The 21,528-nt window shown below is 62.2% G+C and carries 22 protein-coding genes and 1 tRNA gene; 19 read left to right on the plus strand and 4 right to left on the minus strand.

Translation table 11 applies throughout. The annotated features are described in order from the left end of the window. Position 1: 1 nt before the first annotated feature. The 14 genes from nuoH to NKH01_RS00740 all read left to right on the plus strand — a co-directional run bounded on the left by nuoH (position 2) and on the right by NKH01_RS00740 (position 14,746). The gene (nuoH, locus tag NKH01_RS00675) at positions 2–1,045 is read left to right on the plus strand and encodes an NADH-quinone oxidoreductase subunit NuoH (RefSeq protein WP_352483051.1); all 1,044 of its coding nucleotides are present in this window, start codon (positions 2–4) and stop codon (positions 1,043–1,045) included. After that, positions 1,045–1,536, plus strand: a complete 492-nt coding sequence (gene nuoI, locus NKH01_RS00680; protein ID WP_023676622.1) for an NADH-quinone oxidoreductase subunit NuoI — start codon at positions 1,045–1,047, stop codon at positions 1,534–1,536. The genes nuoH and nuoI overlap by 1 nt, the downstream gene beginning before the upstream one ends. A gap of 118 nt (positions 1,537–1,654) precedes the next feature. Next, entirely contained in the window at positions 1,655–2,275 is a 621-nt protein-coding gene (locus NKH01_RS00685; protein WP_352466864.1) for an NADH-quinone oxidoreductase subunit J, read from the plus strand. Between the two features lies 1 nt (position 2,276). Then, positions 2,277–2,585 (plus strand): NADH-quinone oxidoreductase subunit NuoK, encoded by a 309-nt coding sequence (gene nuoK / locus NKH01_RS00690; RefSeq protein WP_023676620.1) that lies wholly within the window; start codon positions 2,277–2,279, stop codon positions 2,583–2,585. 10 nt (positions 2,586–2,595) lie between these two features. After that, positions 2,596–4,569 carry an NADH-quinone oxidoreductase subunit L gene (nuoL, locus tag NKH01_RS00695; protein ID WP_352814654.1) on the plus strand — a complete coding sequence of 658 codons (1,974 nt, stop codon included), beginning with the start codon at positions 2,596–2,598 and terminating at the stop codon, positions 4,567–4,569. Then, positions 4,569–6,074, plus strand: a complete 1,506-nt coding sequence (locus tag NKH01_RS00700; protein ID WP_353018485.1) for an NADH-quinone oxidoreductase subunit M — start codon at positions 4,569–4,571, stop codon at positions 6,072–6,074. Before nuoL ends, NKH01_RS00700 begins: the two co-directional genes overlap by 1 nt. An 18-nt stretch (positions 6,075–6,092) precedes the next feature. Beyond that, entirely contained in the window at positions 6,093–7,529 is a 1,437-nt protein-coding gene (gene nuoN, locus NKH01_RS00705; protein ID WP_353018487.1) for an NADH-quinone oxidoreductase subunit NuoN, read from the plus strand. 4 nt (positions 7,530–7,533) lie between these two features. Next, the gene (locus NKH01_RS00710) at positions 7,534–8,355 is read left to right on the plus strand and encodes a biotin--[acetyl-CoA-carboxylase] ligase (RefSeq protein ID WP_023720736.1); all 822 of its coding nucleotides are present in this window, start codon (positions 7,534–7,536) and stop codon (positions 8,353–8,355) included. An 84-nt stretch (positions 8,356–8,439) separates the two neighbouring features. Next, positions 8,440–10,110: a ribonuclease J gene (locus NKH01_RS00715; RefSeq protein ID WP_023720735.1), complete on the plus strand. Its 1,671-nt coding sequence runs from the start codon at positions 8,440–8,442 to the stop codon at positions 10,108–10,110. Between the two features lie 97 nt (positions 10,111–10,207). Beyond that, entirely contained in the window at positions 10,208–10,612 is a 405-nt protein-coding gene (gene mce, locus NKH01_RS00720) for a methylmalonyl-CoA epimerase (protein ID WP_352483057.1), read from the plus strand. Continuing rightward, positions 10,609–10,893 carry a DUF1467 family protein gene (locus NKH01_RS00725; RefSeq protein WP_352590101.1) on the plus strand — a complete coding sequence of 95 codons (285 nt, stop codon included), beginning with the start codon at positions 10,609–10,611 and terminating at the stop codon, positions 10,891–10,893. The genes mce and NKH01_RS00725 overlap by 4 nt, the downstream gene beginning before the upstream one ends. 561 nt (positions 10,894–11,454) lie before the next feature. After that, positions 11,455–12,783, plus strand: coding sequence for a proline--tRNA ligase (gene proS / locus NKH01_RS00730; protein ID WP_352483058.1), 1,329 nt, complete (start codon positions 11,455–11,457; stop codon positions 12,781–12,783). After that, positions 12,780–14,066: a lipoprotein-releasing ABC transporter permease subunit gene (locus NKH01_RS00735; protein ID WP_352483059.1), complete on the plus strand. Its 1,287-nt coding sequence runs from the start codon at positions 12,780–12,782 to the stop codon at positions 14,064–14,066. Before proS ends, NKH01_RS00735 begins: the two co-directional genes overlap by 4 nt. Continuing rightward, entirely contained in the window at positions 14,063–14,746 is a 684-nt protein-coding gene (locus NKH01_RS00740) for an ABC transporter ATP-binding protein (protein ID WP_352908289.1), read from the plus strand. Before NKH01_RS00735 ends, NKH01_RS00740 begins: the two co-directional genes overlap by 4 nt. A 404-nt stretch (positions 14,747–15,150) precedes the next feature. Here NKH01_RS00740 and lipB read toward each other — a convergent pair whose 3' ends face one another. Continuing rightward, positions 15,151–15,894, minus strand: a complete 744-nt coding sequence (gene lipB / locus NKH01_RS00745; protein WP_352483062.1) for a lipoyl(octanoyl) transferase LipB — start codon at positions 15,892–15,894, stop codon at positions 15,151–15,153. Positions 15,895–16,071: 177 nt separating this feature from the next. On the opposite strand from lipB, the gene NKH01_RS00750 reads away from it, so the two are divergent. Further along, positions 16,072–16,156, plus strand: a tRNA-Leu gene (locus tag NKH01_RS00750). Between the two features lie 147 nt (positions 16,157–16,303). On the opposite strand, the gene NKH01_RS00755 is transcribed toward NKH01_RS00750, so the two are convergent. After that, the gene (locus tag NKH01_RS00755; protein ID WP_353018491.1) at positions 16,304–17,125 is read right to left on the minus strand and encodes a phosphatase PAP2 family protein; all 822 of its coding nucleotides are present in this window, start codon (positions 17,123–17,125) and stop codon (positions 16,304–16,306) included. A gap of 430 nt (positions 17,126–17,555) precedes the next feature. On the opposite strand from NKH01_RS00755, the gene NKH01_RS00760 reads away from it, so the two are divergent. Together NKH01_RS00760 and NKH01_RS00765 are read left to right on the plus strand one after the other, a co-directional pair. Beyond that, positions 17,556–17,873, plus strand: coding sequence for an ArsR/SmtB family transcription factor (locus tag NKH01_RS00760; RefSeq protein WP_023720727.1), 318 nt, complete (start codon positions 17,556–17,558; stop codon positions 17,871–17,873). Then, positions 17,870–18,352, plus strand: a complete 483-nt coding sequence (locus NKH01_RS00765; protein ID WP_031194498.1) for an SRPBCC family protein — start codon at positions 17,870–17,872, stop codon at positions 18,350–18,352. Before NKH01_RS00760 ends, NKH01_RS00765 begins: the two co-directional genes overlap by 4 nt. Before the next feature lie 197 nt (positions 18,353–18,549). On the opposite strand, the gene NKH01_RS00770 is transcribed toward NKH01_RS00765, so the two are convergent. Then, positions 18,550–18,771 (minus strand): hypothetical protein, encoded by a 222-nt coding sequence (locus tag NKH01_RS00770; RefSeq protein ID WP_352814643.1) that lies wholly within the window; start codon positions 18,769–18,771, stop codon positions 18,550–18,552. 297 nt (positions 18,772–19,068) lie between these two features. On the opposite strand from NKH01_RS00770, the gene mgtE reads away from it, so the two are divergent. Both mgtE and NKH01_RS00780 read left to right on the plus strand, forming a co-directional pair. After that, positions 19,069–20,466, plus strand: a complete 1,398-nt coding sequence (gene mgtE, locus NKH01_RS00775) for a magnesium transporter (RefSeq protein WP_353018494.1) — start codon at positions 19,069–19,071, stop codon at positions 20,464–20,466. Positions 20,467–20,605: 139 nt separating this feature from the next. After that, positions 20,606–20,992, plus strand: a complete 387-nt coding sequence (locus NKH01_RS00780; RefSeq protein WP_023676566.1) for a MerR family transcriptional regulator — start codon at positions 20,606–20,608, stop codon at positions 20,990–20,992. Between the two features lie 19 nt (positions 20,993–21,011). Here NKH01_RS00780 and NKH01_RS00785 read toward each other — a convergent pair whose 3' ends face one another. Further along, positions 21,012–21,518 carry a methyltransferase family protein gene (locus NKH01_RS00785; protein ID WP_352483066.1) on the minus strand — a complete coding sequence of 169 codons (507 nt, stop codon included), beginning with the start codon at positions 21,516–21,518 and terminating at the stop codon, positions 21,012–21,014. Positions 21,519–21,528 lie beyond the last annotated feature (10 nt).

Genomic DNA, 21,528 nt, shown 5'->3' on the forward strand with positions numbered 1-21,528 from the left:
CATGGACACCTTCTTCTCCTTTTACGTGCTGCCGGCGCTGCTGATCCTTTTGAAGTCGGTCGTGCTGATCGTCGTTCTGTTGATCTTCGTCGCCTATGTGCTTTACGCCGACCGCAAGATCTGGGCGGCGGTGCAATTGCGCCGCGGACCGAACGTCGTCGGCCCATGGGGCACGCTGCAGGCCTTCGCTGACCTTTTGAAATTCGTCTTCAAGGAGCCGGTGATTCCGTCCGGCGCCAACAAGGGCGTTTTCCTGCTGGCGCCGCTGGTGTCGGCGGTGCTTGCGATCTCAGCCTGGGCGGTGATCCCGGTCAATGAGGGCTGGGCCATCGCCAACGTCAATGTCGGCATCCTCTACGTCTTCGCCATCTCCTCGCTCGAGGTCTATGGCGTGATCATGGGCGGTTGGGCCTCCAATTCGAAATACCCGTTCCTCGGCGCGCTGCGCTCGGCGGCGCAGATGGTATCCTACGAAGTCTCGATCGGCTTCGTCATCGTCACCGTGCTGCTTTGCGTCGGCTCGCTCAACCTGACCGATATCGTTTTGTCGCAGCAGGACGGGCTGGGCACGCGGATCGGCCTGCCCAACACTTTCCTCGACTGGCATTGGTTGTCGCTGTTCCCGATGTTCATCGTCTTCTTCATCTCGGCGCTGGCCGAAACCAACCGGCCGCCCTTCGACCTCGTGGAAGCCGAATCGGAACTCGTCGCCGGCCATATGGTCGAATATTCCTCGACGCCGTTCCTGCTGTTCTTCCTCGGCGAATATGTCGCCGTGGTCCTGATGTGCGCGCTGGCCACCATCCTGTTCCTTGGCGGCTGGCTGCCGCCCTTCAATTTCGCGCCGTTCACCTGGGTGCCGGGGCTGATCTGGTTCGTGCTCAAGGTCTGCCTGGTGTTCTTCATGTTCTCGATGGTGAAGGCGTTCGTGCCGCGCTATCGCTACGACCAGCTGATGCGGCTCGGCTGGAAGGTCTTCCTGCCGATCTCGCTGTTCATGGTGGTCGCCACCGCCGCCTTCCTCAAGATCACGGGGTTTGCCTGATGTCAGCATTGTCCCAGGCCGCCAAGTCACTGCTATTGCAGGATTTCGTCAGTGCTTTCTTCCTGTCGATGCGCCAGTTCTTCGCGCCGAAGGAGACGATCAATTATCCGCATGAGAAGGGGCCGGTCAGCCCGCGCTTCCGTGGCGAACATGCGCTGCGCCGCTATCCGAACGGCGAGGAACGTTGCATCGCCTGCAAATTGTGCGAGGCGATCTGCCCGGCGCAGGCCATTACCATCGAAGCCGGCCCGCGCCGCAATGACGGCACGCGGCGCACCGTGCGCTACGACATCGACATGGTGAAATGCATTTATTGCGGCTTCTGCCAGGAAGCCTGCCCGGTCGACGCTATCGTCGAGGGGCCGAATTTCGAATTCGCGACGGAGACGCGCGAGGAGCTTTATTACGACAAGGACAGGCTTCTGGCCAATGGCGACCGCTGGGAGCGTGAGCTGGCGCGCAACATCTCGCTGGATGCGCCTTACCGCTGATATTTGACGCATGGACGGGGCGAGGGGCCTCGTTTAAGGAACACGCAACTTGCCGACCGGAGGCGGTGGCAAAAAACAGGACGAACGTCCTGTTCGGACAGGAAACCCGGGGGAACCCATGCTGAGTGGACTAGAGGCGGCCTTTTTCTACCTCTTCGCCTTTGTCGCGGTGGCGTCGGCGTTCATGGTCGTTTCGGCGCGCAATCCCGTGCATTCGGTGCTGTTCCTGATCCTGACCTTCTTCAACGCCGCCGGCCTGTTCATGCTGACCGGCGCCGAGTTCCTGGCGATGATCCTGCTCGTCGTCTATGTCGGCGCGGTCATGGTGCTGTTCCTGTTCGTCGTCATGATGCTCGACGTCGATTTCGCTGAAATGAAGGAAGGCGCCCTGCAATATGCACCGATCGGCGCGCTGGTCGGGCTGATCCTGGCGGCGGAGCTGATCGTCGTGCTCGGCGGCTATACATTCGCGCCGAAACTGGCGGCGACGGTCGCCAAGCCCATTCCGGACCTGGCCGCGCGCTCCAATACGGCAGCGCTCGGCGACATCCTCTATACGGATTACCTCTATTACTTCCAGGTGGCGGGGCTGGTGCTGCTGGTCGCCATGATCGGCGCCATCGTGCTGACACTGCGCCACAAGCCGGGCGTCAAGCGGCAGTCGATCGCCGCCCAGGTCGGCCGCACGGCGGCAACCGGAGTGGAAATTCGCAAGGTCAAGACGGGCGAAGGAGTCTGAGATGGTCGTCGGCATCGCGCACTACCTGACCGTATCGGCGATCCTGTTCACGCTTGGCGTGTTCGGCATCTTCCTGAACCGTAGGAACGTCATCGTCATCCTGATGTCGATCGAGTTGATCCTGCTTGCGGTCAACATCAATTTCGTCGCCTTTTCGGCGGCGCTGGGCGACCTGGTCGGCCAGGTGTTCGCACTGTTCGTGCTGACCGTTGCGGCGGCCGAAGCAGCGATCGGCCTTGCCATTCTCGTCGTCTTCTTCCGCAACCGCGGCTCGATCGCGGTCGAAGACGTGAACATGATGAAGGGTTGACGGAACCACCATGTATCAGGCCATCGTCTTCCTTCCGCTGCTCGGCTTCCTGATCGTCGGCCTGTTCGGCACCTCGCTCGGCGCCAAGGCTTCCGAATACATCACCTCAGGCTTCCTGGTGATCGCGGCTGTGCTGTCGTGGGTTGCCTTCTTCTCGGTCGGCTTCGGCGGCGGCGAGGTGTTCACCCTGCCGGTGATGCGCTGGATCCAGTCGGGCGGCCTCGAAGCGTCGTGGGCGCTGCGGATCGACACGCTGACCGTAGTGATGCTGGTCGTCGTCAATACGGTGTCGGCGCTGGTCCATATCTACTCGATCGGCTACATGCATCACGACCCGGACCGGCCCCGCTTCTTCGCCTATCTGTCGCTGTTCACCTTCGCCATGCTGATGCTGGTGACGGCCGACAACCTCGTGCAGATGTTCTTCGGCTGGGAAGGTGTCGGTCTGGCCTCCTATCTGCTGATCGGCTTCTGGTACAAGAAGCCGTCGGCCAATGCGGCTGCGATCAAGGCCTTCGTCGTCAACCGCGTCGGCGATTTCGGCTTCGCGCTTGGCATATTCGGCGTGTTCGTGCTTTTCGGCTCGGTCAATCTCGGCACCATCTTCGCCAATGCGGCGACGTTCATTCCGGCCGAAGGCGCGCAGCAGGGTCCGGCCGTACTGACCTTCCTCGGCTATGCGCTTGATAAGCAAGCCGCGATGACAGTCGTCTGCCTGCTCCTGTTCATGGGCGCCATGGGCAAGTCGGCGCAGGTGCCGCTGCACACCTGGCTGCCGGATGCCATGGAAGGCCCGACGCCGGTCTCGGCGCTGATCCATGCCGCCACCATGGTGACGGCAGGCGTGTTCATGCTGGCGCGGCTGTCGCCGCTGTTCGAGCTGTCGCATTCGGCGCTGACCGTGGTCACCTTCATCGGCGCCTTCACCGCCTTCTTCGCGGCGACAGTTGGCCTCGTCCAGAACGACATCAAGCGTGTCATCGCCTATTCGACCTGTTCGCAGCTCGGCTACATGTTCGTGGCGCTCGGCGTCGGCGCCTATGGCGCGGCGATCTTCCATCTGTTCACGCACGCCTTCTTCAAGGCGCTACTGTTCCTCGGCTCGGGTTCGGTCATCCACGCCGTCTCCGACGAGCAGGACATGCGCAAGATGGGCGGCCTGAGGACGCTCATCCCGACGACCTACTGGATGATGGTGATCGGCACGTTGGCGCTGACCGGCGTCGGCATCCCGGTGACGATCATCGGCACGGCCGGTTTCTTCTCCAAGGACGCCATCATCGAAGCCGCTTTTGCCAGCCACAATGCGGTCGCCGGGTTTGCCTTCATATTGCTGGTCATTGCCGCCTGCTTCACCTCCTTCTATTCCTGGCGGCTGATCTTCATGACCTTCCATGGCGAGCCGCGGGCCAGCCATGAGGTGATGCACCATGTCCATGAATCGCCGCCGGTCATGCTGGTGCCGCTGTTCATCCTGGCGGCAGGCGCCCTGTTCGCCGGCGTGATCTTCCACGGCGCCTTCATCGGCGAGGGCTATGCCGAATTCTGGAAGGTGTCGCTGTTCACGCTGCCTGACAACCACATCCTGCACGAGATCCACGAACTGCCGCTTTGGGTCGAGCTCGCGCCGTTCATCGCCATGCTGATCGGCTTTGCGATAGCCTGGCAATTCTACATTCGCGCGCCGGAAATGCCTCGGAGCGTCGCGGCCAACCATCGCCTGCTCTACGCCTTCCTGCTCAACAAATGGTATTTCGACGAGCTCTACGACTTCCTGTTCGTGCGGCCGGCAAAGCGCCTCGGCAGCTTCCTGTGGAAGACCGGCGACGGCACTATCATCGACGGGCTCGGGCCGGACGGCATCTCGGCGCGCGTCGTCGACGTCACCAACCGCGTCGTCAAGCTGCAGACCGGCTATCTCTATCACTATGCCTTCGCCATGCTGATCGGCGTTGCCGCACTCGTCACCTGGATGATGCTCTGATGACCGCCTGGCCGATCCTATCGCTGGTCACCTTCCTGCCGCTGGTTGGTGTGTTGCTCATCCTTTTCGTGCGTGACGACAGCGACAATGCGCGCCGCAACATCCGCGCCATTGCGCTGTTCACGACCGCGTTCACCTTCGTGGTTTCGCTGTTCATCTGGACCGGCTTCGACAATTCGCAGCCCGGCTTCCAGTTCGTCGAGAAGTTTGCCTGGCTGGATTCCGGCATCTCCTACCATATGGGCGTAGACGGCATCTCCATGCTGTTCGTCATCCTGACCACCTTCCTGATGCCGCTCTGCATCCTCGCTTCGTGGGAATCGATCGAGAAGCGCGTCAAGGCTTACATGATCGCCTTCCTGTTGCTCGAGACGCTGATGATCGGCGTGTTCTGCGCGCTCGACATCGTCTTGTTCTACGTCTTCTTCGAAGCCGGCCTGATCCCGATGTTCATCATCATCGGCGTGTGGGGCGGCAAGCGGCGCGTCTATGCCTCGTTCAAGTTCTTCCTCTATACGCTGGCCGGCTCGGTGCTGATGCTGCTCGCCATCATGGCGATGTTCTTCCAGTCCGGCACCACCGACATCCCGACGCTTCTGACCCACAACTTCCCGGCCAATATGCAGACCTGGCTATGGCTTGCCTTCTTCGCTTCCTTTGCGGTGAAGATGCCGATGTGGCCGGTGCATACCTGGCTGCCGGACGCCCATGTCGAAGCGCCGACGGCCGGCTCGGTGATCCTGGCCGCCATCCTGCTCAAGATGGGCGGCTACGGCTTCCTGCGTTTTTCGCTGCCGATGTTTCCGATCGCCTCCGAAATGTTCGCGCCGCTGATCTTCACGCTCCCCGTCGTCGCCATCATCTACACCTCGCTGGTGGCGCTGATGCAGGAGGACATGAAGAAGCTGATCGCCTATTCGTCGGTCGCTCACATGGGCTTCGTCACCATGGGCATCTTCGCGATGAACCAGGAAGGCGTGCAGGGCTCGATCTTCCAGATGCTGTCGCACGGCCTGGTCTCAGGCGCGCTGTTCCTCTGCGTCGGCGTCGTCTACGACCGCATGCACACGCGTGACATCGACGCCTATGGCGGGTTGGTCAACAACATGCCGAAATATGCAACCGTGTTCATGATCTTCACCATGGCCAATGTCGGTCTGCCCGGCACCAGCGGCTTCGTCGGCGAGTTCCTGACCATGCTCGGCGTGTTCCGGGTCAACACCTGGGTGGCGTTCTTCGCCGCCACCGGCGTCATCCTGTCGGCGGCCTATGCGCTCTGGCTCTACCGCAAGGTGATCTTCGGCGCACTGACCAAGGAAAGCCTGAAAGGACTGCTCGACCTGTCGACACGCGAGAAGGTGATCATCTATCCGCTGGTCGCGCTGGTCATTTTCTTCGGCGTCTATCCGGCGCCGATCTTCGACGCGACGGCCGAATCAGTCAAGGCGCTCGTTACCAATGTCACTGCATCCATCGGCGCCGCGCAGACCGCGGCGGCGAACTGACTGGGGGTTTTGCGAACCATGACGCCGGACCTTCTCTCCAGCCTGTCGCTCTCGACGCCAGAGCTGATCCTCGCCATCGGCGCCTTGGCGCTGTTGATGCTCGGCGCCTATTCGCGCGCCAACACCACTGTCACAGTGAGCGGCCTTGCCGTCGCCGCGCTGGTGGTCGCCGGCGCCTGGCTGATCTTTTCCCCGGGGCAGGGCAACGCCTATGGCGAAGCCTTCATCCAGGATCCGTTCGCCCGCTTCATGAAGGTGCTGGCGCTGATCGGCTCGGCGGTGACGCTGGTCATGTCCGTCCGTTTTGCCCAGGCGGAGCATTTCGACAAGTTCGAATATCCGGTGCTGATCCTGCTCTGCACGCTCGGCATGATGCTGATGATCTCGGCCAACGGCATGATCGGGCTCTATCTCGGCCTCGAGCTGCAGTCGCTGGCGATCTACGTGCTGGCGGCGATCAACCGCGACAATCTGCGCTCGACCGAGGCCGGGCTGAAGTACTTCGTCCTCGGCGCGCTGTCGTCGGGCATGCTGCTTTACGGCATCTCGCTGGTCTACGGCTACACCGGCAACACCGGCTTCCAGGAGATCGCCGCGGCGCTGAGCGGCGGCGAGCGCCAGCTCGGCCTCGTCTTCGGCCTGGTTTTCGTGCTGGCCGGCCTTGCCTTCAAGATCTCGGCGGTGCCGTTCCATATGTGGACGCCCGACGTCTATGAAGGTGCGCCGACGCCGGTGACGGCTTTTCTGGCGGCGGCACCCAAAATGGCGGCGATGGCGCTGATGGTGCGCGTCACCATGGGCGCCTTCAAGCCGATCGCCGCCGACTGGCAGCAGATCATCGTCTTCATCTCGATCGCGTCGATGGCGCTCGGCGCCTTTGCGGCGATCGGCCAGACCAACATCAAGCGGCTGATGGCCTATTCCTCCATCGGCCATATGGGCTATGCGCTGGTCGGCCTTGCCGCCAACAGCCAGGACGGCGTGCGCGGCGTCGCCATCTACATGCTGATCTACCTGGTGATGACGCTCGGCACCTTCGCCTTCATCCTCGCCATGCGGCGCAAGGAGGGCAATGTCGAGCAGATCAGCGATCTCGCCGGCCTGTCGGCGACCAACCCGATCATGGCGACGATCCTCACCATCCTGATGTTCTCGCTGGCCGGTATCCCGCCGCTCGCCGGCTTCTGGGGAAAATGGTACGTGTTCCTTGCCGCCATCAATGCCAATCTCTACGCGCTGGCGATCATCGGCGTGCTGGCCTCGGTGGTGGGCGCCTATTATTATCTGCGCATCATCAAGATCATGTGGTTCGACGAACCGGTCGGCGGCTTCGTTCCGATGGCGACCGAACTGCGCGTCGTGCTCGGCGTCTGCGGCGCCTTCGTGCTGTTCTATGTGCTGATCGGCGGCCCGATCGGAACCTACGCCGCTGCCGCAGCCAAGACCTTCTTCTGACGGAATGACATTCAGGCTGGCTCCAACCGCGGCTTCGGAAGGGTTCCGGCTCGAGGCGCACGACACGGTCGGCTCCACCAATGCGCTGGCGCTGGAGCACGCGCGGGCCGGCGATCCGGGCAAGCTCTGGGTCGTCTCAAAAAAGCAGGAAGCCGGGCGTGGCCGCCGTGGCCGCGCCTGGGCGACGCCCGAAGGCAATCTGGCAGCGACGCTGCTGGTGATCACCAACACCGAGCTTCGGCTTGCCGCGACGCTCGGCTTCGTTGCCGGACTGGCGCTGGCCGACGCGCTCGACGCTGTCGTGCCGAAGGGCAGGATCGCGATCGGCCTCGATGGTGCGAGCCAAGGCAAGAACCGTTTCGAGCTGAAATGGCCGAACGATGTGCTTGCCTCGGGCGCCAAGCTCGCCGGCATCCTACTGGAATCGGCGATGCTGGAGGGGGGCCGTTCCGCAGTGGCTGTCGGCATCGGCGTCAATGTGGTGGCTTATCCCAGGGATTTGCCCTATCCAGCGACGTCGCTCAACGCGCTGGGGTCTGCTTGCGATGCCGAGACGCTGTTTCTGGCGCTGTCGGATGCATGGAGCGAGAATGCCCGGCTGTGGAACGAAGGGCGTGGGCTTGCCGCCGTCAGGCAGCGGTGGCTGGCGCGTGCGGCGGGGCTTGGCGGGCAGGTTGCTGTCAGAATTGACGGTAATGTGGTGCGCGGCACCTTCGAGACCATTGACGAGGACTGCCGTTTCGTGATCCGCGACGATGAAGGTTCGGTTCTGACGATCGCCGCCGGCGACGTGCATTTCGGCGCGGTTGCCTCGGCCGGCGGTTGACTGGCCAATACGTTTGACTGGCCTGTATTTGACCAGCTTGAATTTGACCGGCCCAAGAGTTTGACGGGCAAGGAAGGAAAGATCATGGCGAAAGCGGAAAACGCCGAACTTGTCTTCGTGCCGCTCGGCGGTGTCGGTGAGATCGGCATGAACTTCGCCCTCTACGGCTATGGCCCGGCCAATGCGCGCGAATGGATCGTCGTCGATGTCGGCGTCACCTTTCCCGATGCAACCCTGCCCGGCGTCGACCTGGTGCTGCCCGACACGCGCTTCATCGAGGAGAATGTCGCCAATCTGCGCGGGATCGTCATCACCCATGCGCATGAGGACCACTACGGTGCGCTGCACGACATCTGGCCGAAGCTCAAGGCGCCGGTGTGGATGACGCCGTTCAGCGCCGGCCTGCTGGAAGCCAAGCGGCAGGGCGAGCAAGGGGCGCCGAAAATTCCGGTGACGATCTACCGGGCCGGCGAGAAATTCACCGTCGGTCCGTTCGAGATCGAGGCCATCCCCGTCGCGCACTCCATTCCCGAGCCGATGTCGCTGGCGATCACCACTCCGGCCGGCGTCGTCATCCATACCGGCGACTGGAAGATCGATCCGGCGCCGACGGTGGGGCCGATGACCGACGAGTCACGCTTCCGCGCCTATGGCGACAAGGGCGTGCTGGCGCTGATCTGCGATTCCACCAATGCGTTGCGGGAAGGGGAATCGCCGTCCGAAGTGGCGGTGGGCGAGGGCATCAAGAGCGTCATCCAGAACGCCAAGGGCCGTGTCGCCGTCACCAGCTTCTCCTCCAATGTCGGGCGCATCGTCTCCATCGCCAAGGCAGCGCGGGATGCCGGCCGCCAGTGCCTGGTGCTTGGCCGCTCGATGAAGCGCGTCATCGATGTGGCTGATGAACTCGGCTATATGGACGGCTTGCCGGAATTCATCGCCGAGGAAGATTACGGCTTCATCCCGCGCGAAAACCTCGTCATCATCTGTACCGGCAGCCAGGGCGAGCCGCTTGCCGCACTCGCCAAGCTGTCGCGCGACGAGATGAAGTCGGTGGCGCTGACTGCCGGCGACACGGTGGTGTTTTCCTCGCGCACCATTCCCGGCAATGAGAAGGCGATCCTCGAGATCAAGAACCGCCTGATCGATCTCGGCATCAAGATCATTGAGGACGGCGATGCGCTGGTGCATGTCTCCGGTCATCCGCGCCGCAGCGAATTGCGCAAGATGTATGAATGGGTGCGGCCGCAGATCGGCGTTCCCGTGCATGGCGAGGCGGCGCATCTGGTGGCGCAGGGCTCGCTGATGTCGACGTCCGGCATCGGCCAGGTGGCGCAGGTGCGCGACGGCGACATGCTCAGGCTCTATCCGGGTGCGGCTGCGATCATCGACCAGGTGCCGTTCGGCCGCATCTACAAGGACGGAAGGCTGGTCGGCACCGACCAGGCGATGGGCATTCGCGACCGGCGCAAGCTGTCCTTCGCCGGCCACGTCGCCGTCAATGTCGTGCTCGACGACAAATACGAACTCGCCGGCGATCCCGATCTAGTCGCCATCGGCGTCGCCGAGGCCGATGGCAGCGGCGAGAGCCTGGAAGACCTGATGATCGATGCGGCAATCGGCGCCGTGGACTCCATCCCCCGCCAGCGCCGAAAAGACCTCGACCTGGTCCAGGAGGCGGTGCGGCGCGCGGTGCGCGGCGCGGCCAACGAAGCCTGGGGCAAGAAGCCGCTGGTGACGGTGTTCGTCACGCGGTAAGGGAATAGGGGAGTAGGGCAGTACGGCAGTAGGGGAGAAAGTAGTTTTCCCTACTCCCATACTGCCCTATTGCCTTACTGCCCTAAGGACGCAGTCAATGCTCGGACGCCTCAACCATGTCGCGCTTGCCGTGCCGGATCTGGCTGCGGCGGCGGCGGCCTATCGGGATACGCTTGGCGCCCGCGTGACCGCGCCGCAGGCGCTGCCGGAGCATGGCGTGACGGTGGTGTTCGTCGACGTCGGCAATACCAGGATCGAGTTGCTGGAGCCGCTCGGCGAAGGCTCGCCGATCGCGGCATTCCTCGAGAAGAATCCGTCCGGCGGAATGCACCATGTCTGCTACGAGGTTGACGACATTGTTGCGGCGCGCGACCGTCTCAAGGCCAGCGGCGCGCGCGTGCTGGGCGATGGCAATCCGAAGACCGGCGCGCATGGCAAACCGGTATTGTTTCTGCACCCCAAGGACTTTTTCGGCACGCTGGTCGAACTGGAGCAAGCATGAGCTGGGTCTCTTTCATCGCCCTGTTCTTCGCCACATGGTGGGTGGTGTTGTTCGCCGTCTTGCCGTTCAGCATGCGGACGCAGGACGAGGACCAGGATGTGACGCTGGGTACGGTTCCGAGCGCGCCGCGCGGACCGCATATGCTGCGCGCCGCACTGCGCACGACGATCGCCACACTGGTCCTGATGGGCATCTTCTACGGCATCACGAGAGGGCTTGGTCTCGGCATCGACGACATCCCGCACATCGTGCCGGATTTCAACCAGAGCCCAGCGCATTAGCCGGCTACCCAATGTCCGGCTATCCAAGACCTATGCCGACGCCCTGAAATCAAGCTCAGCCAGCAAGGTCAACCCAAGTAAAGGCCGTGGGCCGGATTTGGGCTGACGCAACGTCATGTAGTTTGGCAATCTGTCTTGCTAACCAAATGATTGCACAAAAAAAATGCAAGGCGCGAGGCCTTGCAATTTAAACGCGTCCGATCTGTTTCCGGTGTCCGGCGGCAGCGAGTTACCGCGCCTAGATCGCATCCTCCCAAGACTTTGACCGCGTAGGAGGGCAGATTTTTCTCCGCCCTCTCGGTTATCGGGGCACACTAGCCTAAGGCGGGTGAAAATGTCACGAAGAATTTTGCCCGGAAACAGGCAATCTCGTGCTGCAGTGCACAATAGTACGGCAGGCGTTGCTTGCGAAACGCCCAGCAAGCCGTGTGCGGCAATTGCGGCGTCTGTGCAGCGCCTGGGCCGGGTTTCCATTCCGCCATGAAATGGCTATGAAGCCGGGGCAAGCAAGCCTGCGCTGCGCCGATTCCGGCGCCGCCATCCTCTCTCACGGACCAGTTCATGCGTTTGTCGCGCTATTTCCTGCCCATCCTCAAAGAAAATCCGCGCGAGGCCGAGATCGTCTCGCATCGGCTGATGCTGCGCGCCGGCATGATCCGCCAGCAGGGGCAAGGCAGCTTCTCCTGGCTGCCGCTCGGCAAGCGGGTACTGGACAAGGTCTGCCGGATCATTCGCGAGGAGCAGAATCGCGCCGGCGCGCTCGAAATCCTGATGCCGACCATCCAATCGGCCGAGCTGTGGCGCGAAAGCGGCCGCTACGAAGACTACGGCAAGGAGATGCTGCGCATCAAGGACCGGCAAGATCGCGACATGCTCTACGGCCCGACCAACGAGGAGATGGTCACCGAGATCTTCCGCTCCTACGTCAAGTCTTACAAGGACCTGCCGCTCAACCTCTATCATATCCAGTGGAAGTTTCGCGACGAGGTGCGCCCGCGCTTTGGCGTCATGCGTTCGCGCGAATTCCTAATGAAGGACGCCTATTCCTTCGACCTCGATTATGAAGGCGCCAAGGCCGCTTATAACCGTATGTTCGTGTCCTATCTCAGGACGTTCACGCGCATGGGGCTGCAGGCGATCCCGATGCGCGCCGACACCGGGCCGATCGGCGGCGACCTCAGCCATGAGTTCATCATCCTGGCCGACACCGGCGAGAGCCAGGTGTTTTGCCATCGCGACTATCTCTCGCTTGATGTACCAGGGGCGAATACCGACTTTTCGAATGACGCCGAGATCGCCGAGATCGTCAAGACATGGACGACGCCCTATGCCGCCACCGACGAAATGCATGACGAGGCGGCATGGGAAAAGCTCTCCGAAGCCGACAAGGTCTCGGCGCGCGGCATCGAGGTTGGCCATATCTTCCATTTCGGCGACAAATATTCCAAGCCGATGGGCGCCAAGGTGACCGGGCCGGACGGCAAGGATCATTTCGTCTCTGGCGGTTCCTACGGCATCGGTCCGTCGCGGCTGGTCGCGGCGATTATCGAGGCCAGCCATGACGATAACGGCATCATCTGGCCGGAAGCGGTGGCGCCGTTCGACATCGGCCTGATCAACATGAAGGCTGGCGATGCCGAATGCGACCGCGTCTGCGGTGAGATGCATGCCGCCTTTGCCGCCGCCGGCAAGGAGGTGCTCTACGATGACACCGACCAGCGGCCGGGAGGCAAGTTCGCTACCGCCGACCTGATCGGACTTCCGTGGCAGGTGATCGTGGGGCCGCGCGGCGTCGCAGCCGGCGAGGTCGAGATCAAGAACCGCAGGACCGGCGAGCGCGAGACGCTGCCGATCGGCGACGTGAAAAAGCGTTTCGGTGCCGCCGCATGAACGAAGCGGCAGCAGCCAAACCTTCGGGGGCAGGACCCTTTTCCGGCTTTGAGCGTATGGTTGCGTGGCGCTATCTGCGCTCGCGCCGCAAGGAGACGGTGATCTCGGTCATCGCCTCGATCTCCTTCCTCGGCATCATGCTGGGCGTTGCCACGCTGATCGTCGTCATGGCGGTCATGAACGGCTTTCGCGCCGAACTGCTGACGCGCATCCTCGGCGTCAACGGGCACCTGATCGTGCAGCCGCTCGACATGCCGCTGGAGGACTATGCCCAGGTCGCCGGCCGCATCAACGGCGTGCCCGGCGTCAAATACGCCATTCCGCTGATCGACGGGCAGGTGCTGGCGCAAGGCAATGTCGGCGGCGGCACCGGCGCGCTGGTGCGCGGCATACGCGGCGAGGACCTCGGCAAGATCACCATCGTCGCCAACAACATCAAGGAGGGCTCGATCGTCGGCTTCGACACCGGCGAGGGCGTCGCCATCGGCAGCCGCATGGCCGAGAATCTCGGCCTTGTGCTTGGCGATACGATCACGCTGATCTCGCCCGAGGGCGACGTCACGCCGCTCGGCACGACGCCGCGCATGAAGGGCTATCCGGTCACCGCGATCTTCGAGGTCGGCATGTCGGAATATGACAGCTCCATCGTTTACATGCCGTTCTCGGAAGCGCAGCTTTATTTCAACATGGACGGCCGGGCGCAGACGATCGAGATCTACACCGACAATCCCGACAATATCGACGCGCTGAAGCCGAAGGTCGAAGAGGCGGCGCAGCGGCCGATCAGCCTTGTCGATTGGCGGCAACGCAACAAGACGTTCTTCGACGCGCTGCAGGTCGAGCGCAACGTCATGTTCATGATCCTGACGCTGATCGTGCTGGTGGCGGCGCTCAACATCATTTCGGGCCTGATCATGCTGGTGAAGGACAAGGGCCACGACATCGCCATCCTGCGCACCATGGGAGCGACGCGCGGCGCGATCCTGCGCATCTTCCTGATGACAGGCGCTGCGATCGGCGTTGTCGGCACCATCGCCGGCGTGCTGCTCGGTATCTTGATCTGCCTCAACGTCGAGCGCATCCGCCAGTTCTTCTCCTGGCTGGCCGACGAGCGGCTGTTCAATCCCGAGCTTTATTTCCTAAGCCAGCTGCCGGCCCGCATGGATGCCAGCGAGACGATCTCGGTCGTTCTCATGGCTTTGGCGCTGTCGTTCCTGGCGACACTGTTTCCGGCGTGGCGGGCGGCCAGGCTCGATCCGGTCGAAGCGCTGAGGTACGAATGATGGCCGAGGCCATTATCGAGCTGAAGAGCGTCGAACGGCACTATGTGCAGGGGCCGCGCAAGCTGACCATCCTGAACGGCGCCGATTTTTCGCTTAAGCGTGGCGAGATGGTGGCGCTGGTGGCGCCGTCGGGCACCGGCAAGTCGACGCTGCTCCACACCGCCGGGCTGCTGGAGCGGCCGGACGCCGGCGACGTGATCCTGGCGGGGCGCGCCTGCGGTCGGCTTTCCGACGACGAGCGCACGGCGATCCGCCGCAACGATGTCGGCTTCGTCTATCAGTTCCATCACTTGCTGCCGGAATTCTCGGCGCTGGAAAACATCATGATGCCGCAGCTGATAAAAGGGCTGGCGCGCAAGGAGGCGGCCGAGCGGGCGGCGCAATTGCTCGACTACATGCAGATCGGCAAGCGGGCGCATCATCGCCCTTCCGAGCTCTCCGGCGGTGAGCAGCAGCGCGTCGCCATTGCGCGCGCCGTCGCCAATGCGCCGCTGGTGCTTTTGGCCGACGAGCCGACCGGCAACCTCGACCCGGTGACTGCTTCCTATGTGTTCGAGGCGCTGGCAGCGCTGGTCCGGCAATCCGGCCTGGCGGCGCTGATCGCCACCCATAATCACGAGCTTGCCTCGCGCATGGATCGCCGCGTGACGCTTGCCGACGGCAAGGTCGTCCCGCTTTAGGGTGTGCTAAGACCGAGGTGATGCCGGCCTGCGAACTGGCGTGCGCCGTCCGCTATTTTTCGTGCGCGCTCTCGGCCCGAAACCGTGGGCAATCTGCCTCTCAACCCTTTCTTAACCCTGCCGAAATTGACCGCACGCAATTCCGGCCATGCCGGGATTGCGATCGTTGACATTCGAACAAAATTAGAACAAAATACGAACATACTAACAACAGGAGAGAGTTATGACCGATCTTGTTCAGGATGTCGTTTCGCTGGTGTGCATGAGCACGTTCCTCATTTCCATGGCAATCTGGATCGGCGCGATGTGAGGATGCGCTGAAAGACATGGCTCGAACGCTGACGACCCGTTCTTCGCGGAGGCGAGGGGCGCAGCGTAGGACTACGGTCTTCAGTGAGGTTCTGTCAGCCGACTTTGCGGGCCGCCTCGACCTGCAAAGGCGCTGCCGGGCCGAAGACATCTTCGAAGGCTGATTTCAGCGCCAGGTCGAGATCGGCCATTGTTACGGGAAGGCCGAGATCGATGAGGCTGGTGACGCCGTGATCCTGGACGCCGCACGGCACGATGCCGCTGAAATGGCCGAGATCCGGCTCGACATTGATGGCAATGCCGTGAAAGCTCACCCAGCGCCTCAGCCTGATGCCGATGGCAGCGATCTTGTCCTCGGCGACCGAGCCGTCGGGCAAAGCGGGGCGATCCGGCCGCACCACCCAGACGCCGACGCGGTCCTCGCGGCGTTCGCCGCGTACGTTGAAGGCGGCCAGCGTGCCGATGATCCATTGTTCGAGTGCCGCGACGAAGGCGCGGACATCCTCGCGCCGCCGCTTGAGGTCGAGCATGACATAGGCGACGCGCTGGCCCGGCCCATGATAGGTGTATTCGCCGCCGCGCCCGGCGGCAAAGACCGGGAAGCGGTCCGGCTCGATCAGGTCCTCGAAACGGGCGCTGGTGCCGGCGGTATAGAGCGGCGGATGCTCGACCAGCCAGACCATCTCGCCAGCCGCGCCGCTGCGGATTGCTTCGGCGCGCGCCTCCATCACGGCGAGCGCATCGGGATAGGCGGTGAGCCCGGGCTCAATGCGCCATTCGACCGGCGCCGAGCCGGGCGAGGGCAGGAACGACGTGGCGATCTGGCTGCGTTCTGTCATGATATCTCGTCTCGCCCCTCATATGGCGGCAATCGGTACAAACGTCCAGTTCCGGGCACGTTCGGCGCTTTGCAGAGTTAAGCCGATATCCGGCCGATTATTGCTGGCCGCGCACTTGTTTCACCGGAAACGATTTGCTACACGCCGCGGGCCGGTTCGTTCTGGCTCCTACCACGTGCGGTCGTGGCGGAATTGGTAGACGCGCAGCGTTGAGGTCGCTGTGGGGCAACCCGTGGAAGTTCGAGTCTTCTCGACCGCACCATTTAATTCGAAAGCGCCCCGTTGAGTTCGAGCACGGCAAAGAGCGTCTTTGTCAGGCGCGAGGCTTTTTTGCCTGACTGCGATCGCGAGTTTGGCCGATGCGAAAACGCCATCGGCGCGTAGCCATATATGCGGTTTGCGTGGATAATTATTCGCGCACCAGGCGTCCGGTTGCCCGCCAGATCACAGATACAGCAGCGATCGATACGTAGCCGTCCAGGGCATAGTGCCATCCAGTGTACACCGATCCGTACAGGATCAGGGCTGCAAACGCCCAACCCAGAGCGCCCAGCCAGAGATTGATCGAGGACAGCAAATAGGCGTTCAGTGCGGCAAAGGCGACATGCATGCTTGGCATGGCCGAGATGCCGCCGCCAAGGCTTGGCCGGCCACTCCGGTAAGCCATCAGGAGATATGCTGCGGGTTCCCGCACCATGTAATTATGGTCCAGTCTGTCCAAGGCGGCATTCAATCCGTGGAAGCGATCCACGCCAACAAACTGGTGGTAGTAAACCGGCCCGACCGATGCCAGCGCCAAAGCCAAGACAGTTCCGAGGATGCACAACGTCAGCGCTGCCGCGCTGAGATAGCGGATGCGCGCAATCTCGTCCGACCAGAGCGCCACGAAAAGGATGGTGCCGAACCACTGGTAGAACCAAATGACTTCATAGCTGTTGAAGACGACGAGCGACCACCCGTTGCTGTCGAGCTTATGGGCGATCTCCCACGGCGGCATCCCGTGCAACCATTCATCAGCGTCGGCTAACCAGTGGTCGGCATAGTATGGGACGACGGACGGGATGGCGATCTTGTAGGTGGAGAACGCGGTCAAGCTGGCAAAGAAGAACAGCAGCACCAACAGACAGCCGCGCCAGCGCCCTTGAACCAATTCCAGGGCGTAGCGAACCGGTTGCCGTCGGCCATGGATGAGCGCGGCACAACAGACGCCACCGATAAACAAGACCGGCATGCCAATAAGAAACTTGTGAGAATAGATTAGGGCTGATGTACGGAATACTTCTGGATATAGTGCAGATGCACCTAACACGTACATTGCCATAAACAAGGAGAGGCGCAATTGCCATATGGCTGAGGGCCTGTGGCGAGAGGCTTCCGTAGTTAGGGCCAAGCCAATTTACCCGTTCTTAATGTTTCGCCGCAGAGACATATACACCGATAAGGTAAAAACCTTGCCGTCAGGTTTACTTTTCCCCGGTGGTCGATACCTGCCGGCTCGCATGCGGTGGATTGATTCCCTGAGCAATCTTGCATCCGCATTGCTGCCCATGCCCCGCGCGAAGGAATTACCCCGGAGCCTCGGGCCGAACCGGCCCGTTGCTTAAACACAGGCCCGCCACTCCCTCGGTTGACCTATCATAAGTTTTAGCTTATCATAAGTCATGGTTTATGATTACGCAGGAATGGTGGCCTTGGCCGATCCGACACGCCGCAAGGTGTTCGAGCTCATCGCCGATCGGCCGCGCTCGGTCATCGATCTGACGCGGGTGCTTCCGGTCTCGCAGCCGGCGGTATCGCAGCACCTCAAAGTGCTGAAGGAAGCCCGACTGGTCCGTGCCGAGCCCAAGGGCGCCAGCAATATCTATCATCTCGACCCGCATGGGCTCGGCGAGATGCGCGCCTGGCTCGATCGCATGTGGGGCGATGCGCTCGACGCCTTCAAACGGGAAGTCGACAACAGCAAGGAGAAGAGGAAATGACGACCATGATCAAGCCCGCACCGGTCAGGAAGTCGGTGACCGTGGAGGTGCCACTCGACAAGGCATTCGATGTGTTCACGACAGGGTTCGGACGGTGGTGGCCGGCTTCGCACTCGATCGGCAAATCCGCCCTGACGACCGCGGTGATCGAACCGAAAGCCGGCGGCCGCTGGTACGAGATCGGCGAGGATGGGTCAGAATGCGATTGGGGCGAGGTTCTCGCCTGGGATCCGCCGTCGAGGCTGACGCTCGCCTGGCGTATCGGGGCCGACTGGCGCTACGATCCGGCATTGCTGACCGAGGTCGACATCCGCTTTGTCGCGCTCGGCGAGAATTCGACGCGGGTGGAACTCGAGCACCGGCTTCTGGAGAACATGGGCGAGACCGCAGAAGCAGCGCGCCAGGCCTTCGAATCGGAGCGTGGCTGGAGCGGTGTCCTTGGCGCCTACGCGGCTGAGGCCAAACGCTACGCTGCCTGATCGGCAGGCCTCTAAGCCCGATATCCAGCGAGGCCGTCGCACCGTCGGCCTCGCCTCATTCCCGGTGCAGCATATGCCGTTCTGCCCGACCACCGGGACTGTTGTTGTTGGGCGACCGATTCCCCGACCGGGGCACACCACACCTGGCGTTGTCGCGGACTACCCGGCGGTTGGTCGGCGGCGATGGCAGAGCTGGATTACCGGTGCTTCTCGACGAAAGCCTTGCAGGCGGGTGACAACTGCTCGATCATGCTCTGAAGGTCGCATTTGCCGATCGGTGTCATTGGGCAAAGCCGTTTGTAGTCAGGCTTGCATTCCTTGCCCTGAAAAGATTTGAAGGCCTTTGCATCGGCGGCAATCGGGTTCAAAAGTATTCCCGAACAAACCAGCGCAAGACTGGTAAACAGATACTTCCCCATAAACACCCTCCATTTATTACCGGTAATTATAGAGATACTAAATTAGAATTCTCTAATTATCAATCTTTAATTATCAATCTTGGGCAACCGGCAGCTCGCAAGGTCGTCTGATATCCGTCCGTTGCGCACGGAGAGGCCGATTCTCAAGCCAATCGCGCCGCCGCTCCATCTTTGTGTTTGACCATGATCTTTTCGGAAAACCGGTTTCCACTTTTCAGGATCATGGTCTAGACCTGACAGGCACCTTATCCGGAAATCCGATGGCGGGAGGCGCTGGTGGAAGGCCAGGACGAACACATGACCGGCACCAGGGCCGCCGAGGAGCGCCGCGCCGACATCTATGACGAGGACGGCGTCATCCTGTCGTCGTTTCTGGCTCAGATCGGTGCCGCGATCGTCGATCGCGATACGCTGACGCTGAAGCGCGAAGTCGACGATCTGCACCAGTCGGAACTCGGCCACCTGCTCGAGGCCCTGCACCCGGAACAGCGCCGCGCCCTGGTCGAATTGCTGGGCAAGGATTTCGATTTCTCCGCGCTGACCGAGGTCGACGAGGCGATCCGCCGTGACATCGTCGACAATCTGCCCAATGCGCAGATCGCCCAGGCGGTGCAGGAGCTCGATTCCGACGATGCCGTCTACATCCTCGAGGACCTCGACCAGGAGGACCAGGACGAGATCCTGTCGCAACTGCCGTTCACCGAGCGGATCAGGCTGCGGCGCTCGCTCGACTATCCCGAAGAGACCGCCGGCCGCCGCATGCAAACGGAGTTCGTCGCGGTGCCGCCATTCTGGACGATCGGCCAGACCATCGACTACATGCGCGAGGATAACAACCTTCCCGATCGTTTCAGCCAGATCTTCGTCATCGATCCGAGCTTCAAGCTGCTCGGCGCCATCGACCTCGACCAGATCCTGCGCACCAAGCGCTCGGTCAAGGTGGAAGAGGTCATGCATGAGACCAGGCATGCCATCCCGGCCACCATGGACCAGGAGGAGGCGGCACGCGAATTCGAACAATACGATCTTCTGTCCGCTGCCGTCGTCGACGAGAACGAGCGGCTGGTCGGCGTGCTGACCATCGACGACGTCGTCGACGTCATCCAGCAGGAGGCCGAGGAAGATCTGCTGCGCATGGGCGGCGTCGGCGACGAAGAACTCTCGGACAGCATCCTTTCGACTTCGCGCTCGCGTGTGCCCTGGCTGCTGGTCAACCTTTTGACGGCCTTCCTCGCGGCTTCGGTGATCGGCCTGTTCGACCGCACCATCGAGCATATCGTGGCGCTGGCGGTGCTGATGCCGATCGTCGCCGGCATGGGCGGCAATGCCGGCTCGCAGACCATGACCGTCACCGTGCGGGCGCTGGCGACGAGGGACCTCGATATCTACAATGCCGGCCGCATCATCCGCCGCGAAATCGGGGTGGGCTTCATCAACGGCATCATCTTCGCCATCCTGATCGGCATCGTCGCGGCTGCCTGGTTCCACGATCGCAATCTCGGCGGCATCATCGCGGCGGCGATGATCATCAACATGTTCGTGGCGGCTCTGGCGGGCATCCTGATCCCGCTGCTGCTCGACCGCTTCAAGATCGATCCGGCTGTGGCTTCGGCGGTTTTCGTCACTACGGTCACCGATGTCGTCGGTTTCTTTGCCTTTCTCGGGCTTGCCACATGGTGGTTCGGCGTAGGCTGAACGGCACCTCAATTGACTTTTACGTAAATGCCGTGCGAGGCTTTGGAAGGTGCCTTGTCCGCCGATTCTGGTACGCGCCTGGATGCCGGCGGCGCCGGCCAGTTGGAACTCGCGGCGTGGCCGGGGCATTGGAGTGGCGATGCGGGAATATTATTCGATCACGGAGCTGACCCGCGAATTCGACGTGTCGACGCGGACGTTGCGCTTCTACGAGGACGAAGGGCTGGTGCAGCCGGTAAGGCGCGGCCGCACCCGGCTGTTCCGTCCGTCGGACCGGCATCTCATCCGCCAGATCATGCGCGGCAAGAGGCTCGGCTTCTCGATCAACGAGATCCGCGAAATCATCCAGATGTACAGGGAGCCGCCCGGCGAGGTCGGCCAACTCAAGCTGATGATCAAGCGCATCGAGGAAAAGCGCGAGGATCTTCGCCAGAAACGCCGCGACCTCGAGGAGACCCTGGCCGAGCTCGACCAGGCCGAGGAATCCTGCGTCGAGCGGCTGGTTGAACTCGGCGTCACCACGTAAGCGCGGTGTCAGCCCCGGCTCAAATCCAGCGCCGCACCCTTTTGGCGTAGTCCCGGTACTTCTTGCCGAATTTGGCCGTCAGCACCTTCTCCTCGCTCTCGATCGTCAGCTTCTGCGTCAGGAACGCCGCGATGACCGCGAGCGGCAGGAACCAGGCGATCCCCGAGACAAAGGCGAGGCTGACCAGCAGCAATGTGTTGGCGAGGTAGATCGGGTTGCGGCTGACGGCGAAGGGTCCGGTGGTCACCAGATGGTCCGGCACGCCGTTGGGGTTGAGCGTCGTTTTGGCGCGGATCATGGTGCGGATCGCGGTGAACCAGAGCGCGGCGACCGCCACCAACCCCACAAGGCCGGCGGCGAACAGGATGTCGCCGAGAAGATCGCCGATCCACGGCAGTGGATAGAAAAACCCTAGCGCGACGCTGACGATGATGGCGGCGACATAGATCAGCGGCGGCCATGGGATGTGCCCCAGCTTCGGCTGCCCAGGATTTTGCTGCACGGGTTTCGGGTGACTGTCGGTCATTGTTGTGCTC

The organism is Mesorhizobium sp. M1403, from assembly GCF_040317695.1.
Taxonomy (GTDB): domain Bacteria; phylum Pseudomonadota; class Alphaproteobacteria; order Rhizobiales; family Rhizobiaceae; genus Mesorhizobium.

What these genes read in the sequence shown, in the direction of transcription:
- NKH01_RS00700 (WP_353018485.1), top strand. Translation starts at nt 4,569, where the DNA reads ATGACCGCCTGGCCGATCCTATCGCTGGTCACCTTCCTGCCGCTGGTT.
- nuoN (WP_353018487.1), top strand. Translation starts at nt 6,093, where the DNA reads ATGACGCCGGACCTTCTCTCCAGCCTGTCGCTCTCGACGCCAGAGCTG.
- NKH01_RS00785 (WP_352483066.1), bottom strand. Translation starts at nt 21,518, where the DNA reads ATGACCGACAGTCACCCGAAACCCGTGCAGCAAAATCCTGGGCAGCCG.
- NKH01_RS00740 (WP_352908289.1), top strand. Translation starts at nt 14,063, where the DNA reads ATGATGGCCGAGGCCATTATCGAGCTGAAGAGCGTCGAACGGCACTAT.
- mce (WP_352483057.1), top strand. Translation starts at nt 10,208, where the DNA reads ATGCTCGGACGCCTCAACCATGTCGCGCTTGCCGTGCCGGATCTGGCT.
- NKH01_RS00780 (WP_023676566.1), top strand. Translation starts at nt 20,606, where the DNA reads ATGCGGGAATATTATTCGATCACGGAGCTGACCCGCGAATTCGACGTG.
- lipB (WP_352483062.1), bottom strand. Translation starts at nt 15,894, where the DNA reads ATGACAGAACGCAGCCAGATCGCCACGTCGTTCCTGCCCTCGCCCGGC.
- mgtE (WP_353018494.1), top strand. Translation starts at nt 19,069, where the DNA reads ATGACCGGCACCAGGGCCGCCGAGGAGCGCCGCGCCGACATCTATGAC.
- nuoH (WP_352483051.1), top strand. Translation starts at nt 2, where the DNA reads ATGGACACCTTCTTCTCCTTTTACGTGCTGCCGGCGCTGCTGATCCTT.
- nuoL (WP_352814654.1), top strand. Translation starts at nt 2,596, where the DNA reads ATGTATCAGGCCATCGTCTTCCTTCCGCTGCTCGGCTTCCTGATCGTC.
- NKH01_RS00715 (WP_023720735.1), top strand. Translation starts at nt 8,440, where the DNA reads ATGGCGAAAGCGGAAAACGCCGAACTTGTCTTCGTGCCGCTCGGCGGT.
- NKH01_RS00755 (WP_353018491.1), bottom strand. Translation starts at nt 17,125, where the DNA reads ATGCCGGTCTTGTTTATCGGTGGCGTCTGTTGTGCCGCGCTCATCCAT.
- NKH01_RS00760 (WP_023720727.1), top strand. Translation starts at nt 17,556, where the DNA reads ATGGTTTATGATTACGCAGGAATGGTGGCCTTGGCCGATCCGACACGC.
- NKH01_RS00725 (WP_352590101.1), top strand. Translation starts at nt 10,609, where the DNA reads ATGAGCTGGGTCTCTTTCATCGCCCTGTTCTTCGCCACATGGTGGGTG.
- NKH01_RS00685 (WP_352466864.1), top strand. Translation starts at nt 1,655, where the DNA reads ATGCTGAGTGGACTAGAGGCGGCCTTTTTCTACCTCTTCGCCTTTGTC.
- NKH01_RS00710 (WP_023720736.1), top strand. Translation starts at nt 7,534, where the DNA reads ATGACATTCAGGCTGGCTCCAACCGCGGCTTCGGAAGGGTTCCGGCTC.
- proS (WP_352483058.1), top strand. Translation starts at nt 11,455, where the DNA reads ATGCGTTTGTCGCGCTATTTCCTGCCCATCCTCAAAGAAAATCCGCGC.
- nuoK (WP_023676620.1), top strand. Translation starts at nt 2,277, where the DNA reads ATGGTCGTCGGCATCGCGCACTACCTGACCGTATCGGCGATCCTGTTC.
- NKH01_RS00770 (WP_352814643.1), bottom strand. Translation starts at nt 18,771, where the DNA reads ATGGGGAAGTATCTGTTTACCAGTCTTGCGCTGGTTTGTTCGGGAATA.
- nuoI (WP_023676622.1), top strand. Translation starts at nt 1,045, where the DNA reads ATGTCAGCATTGTCCCAGGCCGCCAAGTCACTGCTATTGCAGGATTTC.
- NKH01_RS00735 (WP_352483059.1), top strand. Translation starts at nt 12,780, where the DNA reads ATGAACGAAGCGGCAGCAGCCAAACCTTCGGGGGCAGGACCCTTTTCC.
- NKH01_RS00765 (WP_031194498.1), top strand. Translation starts at nt 17,870, where the DNA reads ATGACGACCATGATCAAGCCCGCACCGGTCAGGAAGTCGGTGACCGTG.